Here is a 14,534-nt window from a genome sequence, read left to right as displayed (position 1 = left end):
CGGTAATAGGTGAAACCTTATTTATTGGTTTTTAACATAGACAATTCAATGAAAAAAATTCCGGCTGATAAAAAGCAGGTTCAGAATGTACTCATAACCGATATAGCTGAAGAAGGAAAGGGACTTGGAAAATCTGAGGAACTGGTCATATTTGTAGAAAAAGCAATACCCGGCGATATAGTAGATATTGAAATATATCGTAAAAAGAAGAATTTCGCTGAAGCTAAAATTATTCAGATTGTTACTCCTTCAGAGCACAGGACTGATGCTTTTTGTCAGCACTTTGGTGTTTGTGGGGGTTGTAAATGGCAACACATGACCTATGAAGCACAGCTGAAGTTTAAGCAGAAGTCGGTTAATGACGCGCTGGAACGCATTGCAAAGATCGACACTAGCTCTACAGAAACTATTCTTCCTTCCTTTGAAACCCGGTATTACAGAAATAAGCTGGAATATACTTTTTCGCATAAACGTTGGCTGACTGATGTGGATGTTCAGGATGAGCATCAGGACATGAATGCACTGGGATTCCACGTGCCTCTTCGTTTTGATAAGATCCTGAATATTGAAACCTGCTATCTGCAGGGAAGTCCTTCCAATGAAATCAGAAACAGTGTCAGGAAATTCGCTGTCGAAAATGGGATCTCTTTTTATGATCTCCGCAATCATGAAGGTGCCTTGCGTAATTTGATTATCCGCACTTCGACAACGGGTGAGGTGATGGTTATCGTCGTATTTGCTTACGTGGAAGAAACACAGATTCAACTGATGATGGAGCATATTAAGGGGCAATTCGGTGATCTTACTTCCTTGCTGTATATCGTGAATCATAAGAAGAACGACACGATCTTTGATCAGGAGATTCATGTATTCTCCGGAAGGGATTATATCCTGGAAGAAATGGAAGGATTGTCTTTTAAGATTGGCCCAAAGTCATTTTACCAAACGAACTCTTTACAGGCTTATGAGTTATACAGTTTAACCCGCGAGTTTGCAGGCTTTAAAGGCGATGAGCTGGTGTATGATTTGTACACGGGAGCTGGAACGATTGCCAATTTCATTGCCCGTTCGGTTAAACATGTTATTGGCATTGAATATGTGCCTACTGCGATTGAAGATGCGAAAGAGAACTCTTTGTTAAACGGAATCAGCAATACGACGTTTTATGCTGGTGACATGAAAGACGTTTTGACGCCTCATTTTGCGAATGAACATGGGAAGCCGGATGTGATTATCACCGATCCTCCAAGAGCAGGAATGCATGCCGATGTGGTACAGCGTTTGCTGGAAATGGAAGCGCCTAAGATCGTATATGTGAGTTGTAATGCAGCAACGCAGGCCAGAGACATCTTTTTACTGAAGGAAAAGTACGATACAGTACGCATCAGACCGGTTGATATGTTTCCGCATACCCAACATGTGGAAAATGTGGTATTATTGACCCTGCGTCCTGTTGTTCATACTGAAAATTAATAGATCAGATTAATATGGAACTGAAAGATTTAATTAATGCATCGGAGTCAGATGGAAATGACAAACCGGAAAAGATAAGTCCGCTTAAAAGTCTGGAGAAAGACCTTAAGTTTTACAGTGAGTCGATTAAAGAGGTATCTGCGGAAATAGTAAACGAAGGGATCTCTGATTATCCTATTTTCATTGCGCACCAGCATGAGGTAAACATAGGTGAATTAATTTTAGACAAGACTGATTTAGGTACCAGCTGGTCGGTACAGGCTTCTACGCTGGATGAGTTTATAAAAAAAGGAATCATCCATCCCGAGAAGAAAGATCGTTTCATTAAAACGTTCAAGAATCCTGAAGATTTTATCTGTGTCTTCGTCATTGTGCCCGAAGGTGCTAACTTTGTATTTTACCCTTATCATTAACGTATACCAGCATGAACAATCAAATAATCGTTCTGAACCAAAAGCAAATTGAACAAAAGATAGTCCGCATTGCCTATCAGATCTGGGAGGATAACCTGGACGAGAAAGAAATGGTTGTTGCGGGTATTATTGATTTCGGATATATTTTAGCAGGACGGATTAAAACGAAGCTGGAGGAAATTTCGGGGATCAGGATCACGCTGATGAAAATCATGCTGGATAAAAACAGTTCGGATCTAACGGTTCAGACGGATATTCCTGTAGCAGATTGCACCAATAAAGTGGTGATCCTTGTGGATGATGTAGTCAATCAGGGCCGCACAATGGCGCATGGAATAGGGATATTTTTACATACTCCTATTAAAAAGCTCCGTACTGTTGCGTTGGTAAACAGGAGTCACCGTGTATTTCCGGTATCGCCCGATTACACCGGTATAGAACTTTCTACGATTACCAAAGAACATGTGGATGTCGTTTTATCTGACCAGCCGGATACAGAAGATGTGGTTTATTTGTGCTGATCAATAGCCTTCCAAAGTTTAGTGGCGCTCAGTGCCCTACCCGATATAATGATATTGGCTTGAAGATAATGGGGCTCACGTTCAGATAGCTTTCCGGCGATGAAGCCAACCAGTGCTTCTCCTTTATACCCTTGTAATACGGGGCGTTCTTCTTCAGAGCGGTCTAAGCGAACGGCTAAATCTGCAGGACTTAAGGAGATATACACGACTATGCCTTGTGTTTTCATCCAATTCATATTATCAAAGTAGCAGGGTGCGCCGCCTCCTGTAGCAATAATTGTGTTGTCGGGATATTTTTCCGTTTGCAAAACCACACGTTCCATTTCACGGAAAAGCGTTTCACCATGGGTTTTAAAATAATCGGGAATATTTTGACCGGTATGTTGCTCTATTGATTTATCGAGATCAATAAAATTCCAGTCGAGCTTTGCAGCAAGCCTTTTACCGAGGGTAGTTTTACCGGAACCCATAAATCCAACAAGGAAAATTTTCATCTTTTACTTTAAATTACTATCTCTGAAATACTTTGATTCGAGCTCCTCGTATGAAGGCAAGGTGTGGAAATGCCATTTATTGATCACTACGCCATTTTTGAGCAAGAGCAAACCTGGATTGGAGCGAACCATACTTTTCAAGGGAACAGCATCTGCATTAAAGGTTTCCATGATGAGCTTATGTTTTTTGATATACTGATCGGTGGATTCTTTCGTATTTGAGGTGAGTAAAACAGTTCGGATGTTATAATTTTCCGCAGAATTTCTAGCTATGGCATTTAAATCGCCTATGCCCTTTTCATTGGCATTGTCCAGGTTATAGGCTACAATGATCAGATTATAATAGGGATTTTCAATTATTTCGGAGGTATAGTTGGTCCCCTGACTGTCGGTAATCATAAGATCGCGAATCTTCGGTTCATATCCCTTTTTAACCAGTTTATTTTCCGGTTCGCCGATGATTGCCCAATTGTCGTCCTTCCATATTTCTGTTTTCAGGTACTCCTTATCAGTCATTTGCTGTGTATCGCCACTTTTTCTATTTTTAAGCTGATAGGTAATGACGTATTCATCTTTAGGTGCTGAAGAGGGTGTCCGCATATTATTAGGAAGGTTAGCGCCGATGTTATAGGGAAGAAAATCTACAACAGGAAGATAATTGTAGGTAAACAATCCAAAGCCAAAGGAGAATAGTACGGCTACGGCTATTAAAATATGCATTGACCTGTGTGATTTTGTGATTGGATTAATCATTTTCCTTTTATAGAAAATAACCAGGATCAGGGTGAGCAGGATCAGGTCTTTGGAAAAAGATTGCCATGGCGTTAAAGGAATGGCATCTCCAAAACAACCGCAGGTTTTAACGACATCGAAAGCGGCGGACCAGAAGGTAAGAAATGTAAAAAACACGATCAGCAACAGCAATCCCCAACTAATTTGTAATGCCCGGTAACCAACGAGTAGGGCAACTCCTAGAATAATTTCCAATGCGCAAATGGAAATAGAAAGGGCTACGGCATAGTCGTTAAGAAATGTAGTGTGGAAAACTTCGAAATATTCCTCCAGCTTATAGGCAAAGCCGAGTGGATCATTTGCTTTAACTAGTCCGGAGAAAATAAAAAGCACTCCTACAAAGATTCTGGAAAACCATAATAAATAATCGGGACGTGTATTTGATCTTAACATGAGTATGTATATTAATTAATTCGTTGCTTTTACGTAATTTAAAGATTTAGGATGAGCTATAATATCCCGTTTATTACCTGAGAAAAATAGCTGCACTTTTAGGAAATTAAATCTTATCCTTTAAACGTATTTTATTCCAACACATATAATTAATGAATTAATCTTTAATTTGTATTTATAATGAGCGATAAAAGTACATTTTTTCATCAAAAGAATACCATTAATGCAGGCGGGAGTCTCATAGATTTTACAATCCCTAAAGTAATGGGCATCCTGAACATTACGCCAGATTCCTTCTTTGGCGACAGTCGGGTGCAAACAGTTGAGCGAGCATTAATCCGTACCGAGCAATTACTGTCCGAGGGGGCAGACTTGCTGGACCTTGGGGCCTACTCCTCTCGTCCTGGAGCAGTGGAAGTATCCGAAGAAGAAGAAACTAAACGTTTAATTCCTGTTATTGAGGCAATTACCTCTGAATTCCCAGACGCTATATTATCCATTGATACCTTCCGGTCATCCGTTGCCAAGGCATCTATTGAAGCTGGAGCGAACATAATCAACGACATTTCAGGGGGAGAACTTGATCCTCTGATGTTTGAAACGGTGGCAAAGCTACAGGTTCCTTACATTTTAATGCATATGCGGGGCACTCCACAGACCATGAATAAACTGACGAACTATGAAGATATGTTCGCGGAAATACTTGCATATTTTTCTGCTAAAATGGAAAAGTTGAGCGAACTTCATGTCCATGATGTCATTCTTGATCCGGGTTTCGGCTTTGCAAAGACCATTGAACAGAACTTTGAATTACTAAAGCAGCTGGATCGGTTTAAACTGACCGGCCTACCTATCTTGGTTGGATTATCAAGAAAAAGGACAATCTGGAAAACGCTGGATATTTCTACGGAAGAAGCTTTGAACGGAACGACCGTGCTTAATACCATTGCGCTGATGAAAGGAGCTAAGATTTTGCGGGTGCATGATGTGAAGGAAGCCGTTGAAGCAGTAAAATTGACAGGTTGCTTAAAACATTAATTTTATCTGTTTCTTATACAAATTTCCTATATTCGGGTTCAACACAACCGTCCGGAAATATCCTGTATCCGGACCCTAAGTATTTATAAATGGACCGCTTTGATCTTAGTTTTTTACACTTGCGCTTTCTTGATATCGTCGATATTATACTGGTTGCAATCATTATTTATTATCTGTACAATCTGATAAGAGGTACAATAGCGGTAAATATTGTTTTGGGACTGATCATTATATACCTCGTATATATTGTTACGGAGCAGCTGCATATGCGTTTGCTGAGTAATATACTGGGGGGATTTGTGAGTGTGGGTTTTCTGGCGCTGATCATTGTTTTCCAGCAAGAGATCAGGCGATTCCTCTTGTTAATTGGAAAAAATGCGGCTTTACATCGAAATAAGATCTGGGAGACGTTTATTCCCGGAAATAAAGAGGCTGAGAATATTAATATCCCATCGATAAAACATATTATTGAGGCCTGCAAAACGATGCAACATAGTCGCACGGGTGCGCTGATTGTATTCGCTAAATATTTCGATGATCAGTTTTATCAGAATACGGGAGAGGCGATTGATGGGTTTATTTCTAAACGGCTCATTGAATCGATCTTTAAGAAGAATAGTCCGCTGCATGATGGAGCGATGGTTATTTCGGAGGGGAAGATTAAATGTGCCAGCTGTATTCTTCCGGTGAGTGATAATATTAAGCTGCCGGCTCAGTATGGGTTAAGGCATCGGGCAGGAATTGGAATTACGGAACTGAGCGACGCGGTGGCTGTGATTGTTTCGGAAGAGACTGGGCAGCTTGCTTATGCGAAACAAGGCAGGGTAAGAATGGATGTGACGTATGAGGATTTGGAGAAGTTGTTGATTAGGGATATATAATTGTTTGGTTTTTTTCGTTTCTATTTAGATTTCGTTAAATTTACTTATATGAATATACAGGGAGAAAAACTAAATGTACTGCAGCATATTATCAATTCTGATGATGTCACCCTTATTAATGATATAAAGATGTTGATAAGCAGCAGAGACATGGATTGGTTCGATGACTTGAGTAAGGCTCAACAAAACGATGTGACAGAAGGATTAGCTCAGTTAGATAAAGGTGCTGTTTTCAGTCATGAAGATGCAAAGAAAAGATTTGGCTACAAGTAATGACGATTATCTGGTCTGAAAAAGCAGGTGAAACTTTTCAGAGAAACATTGATTATCTTAAAGACAATTGGACTCAGAATGAGGTCGATAAGTTTATTGCCAGGGTCTTTCAATATTTGGATATTTTAAGCAGTGAGCCTTTTATTGCTCGCAGAACTTTCAAAACGAAATATACTCACATTGGTTTAATCATTCCCCACATTTCTGTGGTTTATCGGGTTAAGCCTAGAAAAAACACTCTGGAGATAGTAACTTTTATTGATAATAGACAGAGCTTGAAGAAAAATAGGCGTTTTCTTTAACTCGATCAATATCCGGATATTCTTTTTTAAAAACAACAAATCCCCAAAATGTAAACCTTTGATCAGCTTAAATTTTGAGGATTTAATGATTAAAAGAAGGACCTACAAGTAAGCCTCTTTATATTTTTAGCAGTACTGTTCGAACGCACCGATAAGATTATCAGCGATCATTTGAGCTGGACGTCCTTCAATTTGATGACGTTCAATCATGTGAACCAATTTACCATCTTTAAAAAGGGCTAAAGAAGGAGAAGATGATGGGTAAGGCAACATGTATGCTCTAGCTTTATCAACTGCTTCTTTTTCAACGCCTGCAAAAACTGTTACCAATTTATCAGGATGTTTGGCACTTCCGGCGGCAAGCTTGGCAGCAGGGCGCGCATTAGCAGCAGCACATCCACAAACAGAATTCACAACAACTAATACAGTCCCTTCAGACTCAATTGCAGCAGCAACTTCGTCAGCTGATTTTAAATCCTGAAAACCAGCTACTGTAAGATCTTCCCTCATTGGGGCAACTAAATATTCTGGATACATATTATTAAAAATTATTGATTTACAAAAATAACGCTTCTAAATTAAAGCAGATCAATAATTTGTCACATTTTAAGAGGATTAGTGGAAGGATCGTGTTGTTTAATTAATGATCTCACTGGTGCAGGTAACATCTACCGCTTGCATTTTTTGTTTTATTCCCACAGCGTAAACCCTTTTTGGTGGTCCCGGAGCACTGAACATAAGTAGTAGTTCGATTATATTTTAGTGAACTGACTCTTCGCTTGCTAACAGACTTACTCTTACTACTTGATGGGGAACTTTTCCAAATCCAGGCTGTAGTATTCAAGCTACTTTCAATCAGATTTTCTTGCTTATCAGGCAGTAATGGAAAAAAGTCAATTCCTGTAATTCTTTCTACCTGGTCAATGCTTACTGCAAAATTTAGCAATGACTCGTTTGATCCGGTGTTGGGAATAATGAATCCTATTCCCTTAATGCCAGGGGCATTGTTATCAAGGATTACTTTATAAAAATACTTTGGAACTGCCACCTTATTGTAACCGATAGTAGAAAGACCTTTGGTTAATATGGGTCCGGTAACAATATAAACAGATTTGTAATCAGTGGCCCAGCTCCTTACTAATTCTTCTGCCCGCTTCCAAACACCTCTATTGAAACTAGGGTTCTGTGGAGACATGTTACTGTAATAAAACGATTCCTTCATAGCCGTAGATGACCAACCCATATCACCAGCAGGAGCTAGATGTCCCCTATCATATCCGCTTTCTGCATAATCCTGATTATCTGCTGACCCAGTTTTAACGAGTAAATCAATGCTAAATTTGTTTGTTCGTTTAAATGTGGAGTTAGTTTCTTTACTGGTCAATTCATATGCCACCCAATTTGCTTGTTCGTTTGGCTCATTATAAGAGAGTGAATAGGCGGCATGTGTAATCACATATTGATTTAGTTTTAATCTGGGGATTTCAAGTTTTCTGATTGGTGCTGACTTACCAATATCAAGCCGGTTAATCTTGGGAAGTTTTAACGAGTTAACTTCAGAAATAACTGTTTTTCGTGCAGCCGGATCAATTCGCTCTGATTTTGAATAGGTAACAATGCTTGTGATAAGTATAGCACAAAGTAAGGTATAGAATTTTTTCATTGCATTATGGCCTGGCGGATAAATAAAAGCTTATTTCTCGCTTAAATATCCACAGACGAATGTAGCGAATTAAAGATTGATTTTATCCGTCGGCTAATTCGCATTAAAAAAGACAAAATGATACTTCATTGAGAAGAGTTAAGAAGATTGGACTGGAGAATCACTTCTTCTTTAAGGACATTCTACATTTGGTTAACAGAAAGATTTAAATGCTGCAATTCATCTTTTGGGATTTGAATCAGGGTTTGAATTGGAAGCAGCTTAGTAATAAGTTTTGAATCAGGAGCGGGTAGAGTCGTCTATAACGCAGGTGCCGGATTCAATAGGGATGAAAAAGTAACCCATTTTTGGTTTGGCACATAACGGAATTATTGTATCGGGATTGTAGAAATGGACAGAAATGTTCGGCCTGATACAAATTTGAATTAAGGCTCTGCATACCATTTACCGATTAATTTAATTATATCGTAAATGGTATGCAAAGTTAGTATTTGTAAGAACTCCCTATCTCCATACAAACGTTACAAAAGTTCTGTTAGAGAAACAGTAAAATTGAAGCACCAATTTTACGGCCATAAATAATATGAAACTTAGCAGATCAATGATTCTATCAGGATGTTTCCTCTTGATGATCAATAGTAAATTACTTGCCCAACAAGTGTTAGTTACCGGCTCTCAAAAGCCAATGCCTGCCGAATGGATTGATAAGGATACAGGTCACAAAATAGTTCGCTTATCTGGTAAAACGGGTCCTATTAATAACTGGTATTTCCATAATAATCCTTTCTTAAAGGAAAAGGAGAATGAAGGAGACAAAATGGTATTTTCGGATACCGATGGGCTGCATAACCAGGTTTTTACACTTAACTTGAAGGATAAGGGCATAGAGCAAGTTACTAGTGGAGTTTCTCAAAAGAAAATGCTTTCCATGACTTCACCTAAAACGCGTGAAATTATATACCAGACTGCGGACAGCATCTATGCTACGAACATTGACTCGAAGAAAACCAGACTTTTATATGTTTTTCCTGCTGGAACTAAAGGTGCTATAGCTACAATCAATGCGGATGCTACGTTATTTGCTGGAAGTTATTCGAGTCCTGAGCAGGCTAAAATACTTCAACAATACCCATTAAAGAGTCAATTCTTTAATCGGATTTACGATGCTCATTTATTGAACAGCATTTTTACGGTTGATATTAAAACCGGCAAGTTCAAAGTGATTCATGAAGAGAACAATTGGCTAGGACATATTCAGTTTTCGCCGACTGATCCAAACATACTGATGTTTTGCCATGAAGGGCCATGGGATAAAGTAGACCGTATTTGGAGGTACAAAATCAAAACGGAAGAAACTACATTGATGCATAAACGTACCATGCCTATGGAGATAGCCGGACATGAGTTTTTTCAACCTGACGGAAAAGTGATTTGGTTTGATCTTCAAAAACCAAGAGGTAAGACTTTTTATCTTGCTGGTGCGGATGTGAACACGGGAAAGGAAATGGCTAGTTATGAAATGACTGCTGATGAGTGGTCAATTCATTTTGCTGTATATCCGGATAAGAACATGTTTGCTGGCGATGGCGGTGATTCTACTCAGGTTGCGAAAGCGAAAAACGGAATGTGGATCTATGCCTTTTATCCAGAGGAGAATCATTTCAGATCAGAGCGCCTTGTCAATATGAAAGATCATAATTACAGGGGTCTGGAACCGAATGTACATTTTTCTCCTGATGGTAAATGGATAATTTTTGGTGGAAACTTTGAAGGGAACAAGCAAACCTATGCTGTAGAGATTGCTAAGAGCGAATAGATTAACCTGTGATTTATGAATTATGTATTGTGTATCTTTACGCGATATAATTCACCCTCCTTAGGGGAGTACTAACCTACAGCATATGGTTAAATAATGCAATATTTCAGAAACGTTTTAATATTAGTATTCTTAATACTAGTTAGTCAGGTTGCATTTTTATTTGCTCAAGACACTGGTCCACAATTTACCAGGCTTAAAAGCTCTAACAACATTTCTCAAAACAGTATACAGTGTATGCTGATGGATAGATTTGGTTTTATGTGGTTTGGAACACAGGATGGGTTAAACAAGTTTGATGGTTATAATTTTACGACTTATAAGCACCTATCAAAAAACCCTAAAAGTATAACTGCAAATAATATTTTAGCGATTTGTGAAGATATTAAAGGCAATTTATGGATTGGAACAAGATTAGGCGGTTTAAGTAAGTATAACAGAGAAAAAGATCATTTTATCAATTTTAAAGCTGACATTGACAATCCAAATTCTCTTTCTAATAATACGGTCAATTTTCTTCTTAATGATTCAAAAGGAAACATATGGGTTGGCACTGAAAACGGATTAAATCTTCTTGATAGTAAAACGAATACATTTAAACAGTTCTTTCATAATCCAGGCGATCTTACTAGTTTAAGCAACTCTGACATTTACTCCATATTTGAAGACAGATCGCATAAATTATGGGTAGGGACTACTAAGGGTTTAGATCTTTATAATGATGCCGACCATACTTTCAGGCATTTCACTCATAATGACGAAAATAAAAGAAGTATAAACGATGATTTTGTTTATGCAATTACTGAAGATGAAAATCACAATCTCTGGATTGCAACAAGGAAAGGTTTAAATCTTTTTAATAGGACCAATAATTCATTCCAGAGCTATACTAATGAGATTGATAAATTCACTGCAACTGGATATAATCCAATTTACGCTCTTTCAAGCGATAAGGCCGGACATCTTTGGGTGGGTACCAACACTACGCTACAGTTGTTTGATATAAAAACAAAGGCATTTATAGCAATCAATGAAACATCACACAATGATGACATGCCCAATGATGGAATTTATTCACTTTTGAATGATAGATACAATAACTTATGGTTAGGCACTTCAAGCCAAGGTATTTTAAAGTATGATAAAGCACTAAATATATTTCCTTCTTTCAAAGCCTCAAAAAAAGACTATCCTTCTGCTAAAAACATCATTAGAGGTATTGCGGCCGATAATAAAGGGAAACTTTATTTAGCTACAGATGCCGGAATGGACTATTTTGACCCGACAACTGGTTCTACTACATCTTATACTCATCACTCCAACGCAAATACAAGCTTAACAAGTAACTATACTTCTTCAATATTAATAAACAGGAAAAATAGTGCGGTCTGGATCGGAACCTACAGTAATGGACTAGACTGCTTCAATCCTAAAACGGGGGTCTTTACTCATTATACTTCAGGTATAAAAACGACTGATATGAACAGTAATGCTATTTATTCATTAATGGAGGACCATCTTGGCAATATTTGGATCGCAACTGGCGGAGGTGGCGTAAACGTATTTAACCCTGCAACAAAAACATTTAAAAAATTTACTAATGATCCTAAAAACCCAAACACTATTAGCGACAATTCGGTAGAAGCTCTGTATGAAGACGTAAATGGTAAAATATGGATGGGCGGATACTCGCATGGAGTAAGTATTTATGATCCTGTAAAGGCAAAGTTCCTCCGGATAAGTTCTAAAAACAGTGCCCTTAGTAGTGATGTTATCAGCGATTTCCATGAAGATAAGAAGGGAAACATGTGGATTGGAACGATGGAAGGTGGTCTTAACCGTTTTAATTTAAAAACGAGAAAGATGTCAGCCTATACAGAGGAAAATGGGTTAATAAATAATACCGTAAACTATATTGCAGAAGATGCTCAGGGTTTTTTATGGTTGAGCTCATTGAAAGGAATAACACGATTTGATCCGGTAAAGAAATTATACAGAAACTTTAATGAGCACAATGGGATCAAAAACATGGAATTTAATCTAGGAAGTGGAGTTAAACTGCCTAATGGTAATATTGCATTTGGTAGTATTGACGGATTGAATATTGTTAACCCAACGCACTTAAAGTTTAATTACAATAAACCCATTGTAAGGATAACCGGATTTGAATTATTCAACAAACAGGTTCAGATACATCTGAAAAACTCTCCGGTAATACAAAGTATTTTAACTACAAAAGAAATAATTTTGGATCATTCTCAGTCTGTTTTCTCTTTTGAATTTGCTGCTCTGGATTATACGGTATCTCAAGAAAACGAATATGCCTATAAGCTTGAGGGTTTTGATACAGAATGGAGGTATAATAAAAACAAAAGAAGTACTACATACACAAATCTTGATCCGGGGACTTATACTTTTTGGGTCAAAGCTTCAAACAATGATGGCGTATGGAGTAAAAACGCTACCTCAGTTCGAGTAATCATTACCCCTCCGTATTGGATGACATGGTGGTTTCGAGCACTAGTTATCATTCTGGCTTTTAGTGCATTCTATATCTTATACCAGTTAAAAATTTATTTAATTAAAAAACAAAAGAAAGAGCTGGAAATACAAGTTTTAGATCGCACTGAACAAATAAGTAATCAGGCCAGCTATCTTCAAGACCTGAATGAAGAACTGCAAGTTCAGTCTGAGGAGTATCAGGCCCAATCAGAGGAGTTAAAATTACAGTCTGAGGAATTATTTAACCAAAAGGAAAAGGAACAAAGGGCAAGACTGGAAGCTGAAAGTGCTAAATTTGAAGCAGAAAAGGCGAATATGGCTAAAAGCACCTTTCTTGCTACTATGAGTCATGAAATACGTACACCAATGAACGGTGTGCTTGGAATGGCATCGCTTCTTTCTGAAACGGAACTTGGGATTGAACAACGAGAATATACAGAAGCCATATTAACTAGTGGCGTTTCATTACTAACTGTGATAAATGACATATTAGATTTTTCCAAAATTGAATCAGGAAAAATCGAGCTGGATAATCATGATGTTGAATTGAGAAAATGTATTGAAGAGGTATTTGATCTTTTTGCATCTAAAACAGCACAAACCGGAACCGATCTGGTCTATCATATAGATGATACTATTCCCAGATTTCTATTTACTGACGGCTCCAGACTTCGCCAGATTTTGATTAATTTGGTTGGCAATGCGGTTAAGTTTACCTCTGTTGGTGAGGTATTTCTTGATGTATCCGGATTTACTTTATATGATCATACATTAAATGTACGATTTGAGATAAGAGATACGGGGATAGGAATACGGGCGGACCAGCTTGTTAATTTATTTAAAGCATTCAACCAAATCGACTCATCCATAACGCGAAGATACGGAGGCAGTGGATTGGGACTGGTGATCAGCGAGCGTTTGGTAAAGTTAATGGGGGGTGATATTGAGGTGAAAAGCATACAGGATGTTGGCAGTACATTCACTTTTAATATTAAATGTCAAATAGGCTCTGATTTAACATCTCCTAATCTCTTCCCAGATCTGGCTGTCTTTGAAGGAAAAAGAGCTCTTATTATTGACGACAATTTAACCAACTTAAGAATACTGAATTCTCAATTGAATAATTGGAAATTGATCACCACCGCTGCAACTTCAGGCAAGGAGGCACTAGAATTTTTATCAAATGGGAGAGTCTTCGATTTGATCATTGCAGATATGGAAATGCCGGGTATGGATGGTGCTACACTAGGTGCTAATATCAGAGCTATACAAAATTTTAGTCCTTTAATTTTAATGACCTCGGTTTGCAATGAAAGCAGAAAGATGCTTCCGGATCTATTTGAATCCATACTGATAAAGCCTGTTAAGCAACAGCATTTATTTAATGTAATTGAGTCAGTATTAAAAAAAGAAAGTGTATTAATCACTGAAACGAAAAAAGCTCTTTTATCCAAAGGGTTTGCTTTAAATTATCCTTTTCAAATACTTGTAGCTGAAGACAATATCATAAATCAAGTACTCATTATCAGGGTTTTGAGCAAACTAGGTTATCAACCTGATCTGGCAAACGATGGCAAGGAAGTATTAAGCATGATGGAGTCAAAAAAGTATGACCTCATTTTAATGGATATCCAAATGCCAAATCTTGATGGTTTAGAAGCTACAAAGTTAATCCGAACGACTTACGGCACTAAACCTATGATTTTAGCGATGACCGCAAATGCCCTTACAGAGGATAAAGACATTTGCTTTAAGGCGGGTATGGATGGTTATATGTCAAAGCCAATCGATCTTAAACTGTTAACCTTTTGGTTAGAAGAGTTGTATCTGAAAAATCAGATAAAGTATCAACTATGAGTATTGAGTATAACATATCACTCAAATGCCATTATCACAAGATAGTCATACCATTAATACCCTTTGAAATTAGTCAAAGTATTGCTTATTTTTGATGCGAAATAAGAGGAAGTTTT

General features: G+C 37.9%; 13 protein-coding genes. 9 read left to right on the top strand and 4 right to left on the bottom strand.

Annotated elements, in window-relative coordinates; translation table 11 throughout:
• The first annotated feature begins 48 nt into the window (after positions 1-48).
• The 3 genes from rlmD to BFL47_RS07615 are packed head-to-tail and all read left to right on the top strand — an operon-like array spanning position 49 to position 2,407.
• Positions 49-1,473, top strand: coding sequence for a 23S rRNA (uracil(1939)-C(5))-methyltransferase RlmD (gene rlmD, locus BFL47_RS07625; RefSeq protein ID WP_069659213.1), 1,425 nt, complete (start codon positions 49-51; stop codon positions 1,471-1,473).
• 14 nt (positions 1,474-1,487) lie between these two features.
• Complete coding sequence (locus tag BFL47_RS07620; RefSeq protein ID WP_069659212.1) at positions 1,488-1,886, top strand: hypothetical protein; 399 nt, start codon at positions 1,488-1,490, stop codon at positions 1,884-1,886.
• Positions 1,887-1,897: 11 nt separating this feature from the next.
• Positions 1,898-2,407 (top strand): phosphoribosyltransferase family protein, encoded by a 510-nt coding sequence (locus BFL47_RS07615; RefSeq protein WP_069659211.1) that lies wholly within the window; start codon positions 1,898-1,900, stop codon positions 2,405-2,407.
• Here the strand turns inward: BFL47_RS07615 and BFL47_RS07610 are convergent.
• Entirely contained in the window at positions 2,395-2,901 is a 507-nt protein-coding gene (locus BFL47_RS07610; protein ID WP_069659210.1) for a shikimate kinase, read from the bottom strand. The genes BFL47_RS07615 and BFL47_RS07610 overlap by 13 nt on opposite strands.
• A 3-nt stretch (positions 2,902-2,904) precedes the next feature.
• Complete coding sequence (locus tag BFL47_RS07605) at positions 2,905-4,086, bottom strand: BT_3928 family protein (RefSeq protein ID WP_069659209.1); 1,182 nt, start codon at positions 4,084-4,086, stop codon at positions 2,905-2,907.
• Positions 4,087-4,266: 180 nt separating this feature from the next.
• Between BFL47_RS07605 and folP the strand changes: the two genes are divergently transcribed.
• The 4 genes from folP (at position 4,267) to BFL47_RS07585 (ending at position 6,580) form a co-directional block, all read left to right on the top strand.
• Positions 4,267-5,124, top strand: a complete 858-nt coding sequence (gene folP, locus BFL47_RS07600; protein ID WP_069659208.1) for a dihydropteroate synthase — start codon at positions 4,267-4,269, stop codon at positions 5,122-5,124.
• A gap of 89 nt (positions 5,125-5,213) precedes the next feature.
• Positions 5,214-6,005, top strand: a complete 792-nt coding sequence (cdaA, locus tag BFL47_RS07595) for a diadenylate cyclase CdaA (protein WP_069659207.1) — start codon at positions 5,214-5,216, stop codon at positions 6,003-6,005.
• 48 nt (positions 6,006-6,053) lie between these two features.
• Positions 6,054-6,278: a hypothetical protein gene (locus BFL47_RS07590; RefSeq protein WP_069659206.1), complete on the top strand. Its 225-nt coding sequence runs from the start codon at positions 6,054-6,056 to the stop codon at positions 6,276-6,278.
• Positions 6,278-6,580: a type II toxin-antitoxin system RelE/ParE family toxin gene (locus BFL47_RS07585; RefSeq protein ID WP_069659205.1), complete on the top strand. Its 303-nt coding sequence runs from the start codon at positions 6,278-6,280 to the stop codon at positions 6,578-6,580. Before BFL47_RS07590 ends, BFL47_RS07585 begins: the two co-directional genes overlap by 1 nt.
• A 126-nt stretch (positions 6,581-6,706) precedes the next feature.
• Here the strand turns inward: BFL47_RS07585 and BFL47_RS07580 are convergent, their stop codons facing one another.
• Both BFL47_RS07580 and BFL47_RS07575 read right to left on the bottom strand, forming a co-directional pair.
• Entirely contained in the window at positions 6,707-7,117 is a 411-nt protein-coding gene (locus BFL47_RS07580) for a BrxA/BrxB family bacilliredoxin (protein ID WP_069659204.1), read from the bottom strand.
• 112 nt (positions 7,118-7,229) lie between these two features.
• Entirely contained in the window at positions 7,230-8,243 is a 1,014-nt protein-coding gene (locus BFL47_RS07575; RefSeq protein ID WP_069659203.1) for a DNA/RNA non-specific endonuclease, read from the bottom strand.
• Positions 8,244-8,826: 583 nt separating this feature from the next.
• On the opposite strand from BFL47_RS07575, the gene BFL47_RS07570 reads away from it, so the two are divergent.
• Together BFL47_RS07570 and BFL47_RS07565 are read left to right on the top strand one after the other, a co-directional pair.
• Positions 8,827-10,059, top strand: coding sequence for an oligogalacturonate lyase family protein (locus BFL47_RS07570; RefSeq protein WP_069659202.1), 1,233 nt, complete (start codon positions 8,827-8,829; stop codon positions 10,057-10,059).
• Positions 10,060-10,155: 96 nt separating this feature from the next.
• Positions 10,156-14,418, top strand: coding sequence for a hybrid sensor histidine kinase/response regulator (locus BFL47_RS07565; RefSeq protein ID WP_083257065.1), 4,263 nt, complete (start codon positions 10,156-10,158; stop codon positions 14,416-14,418).
• Positions 14,419-14,534: the final 116 nt, after the last annotated feature.

The sequence above is a fragment of the Arcticibacter eurypsychrophilus genome (assembly GCF_001730525.1).
GTDB classification, from domain to species: Bacteria; Bacteroidota; Bacteroidia; order Sphingobacteriales; family Sphingobacteriaceae; genus Arcticibacter; species Arcticibacter eurypsychrophilus.
Note: the sequence above shows the minus strand (reverse complement) of the source record. Positions and strands in the feature narration are given on the sequence as shown.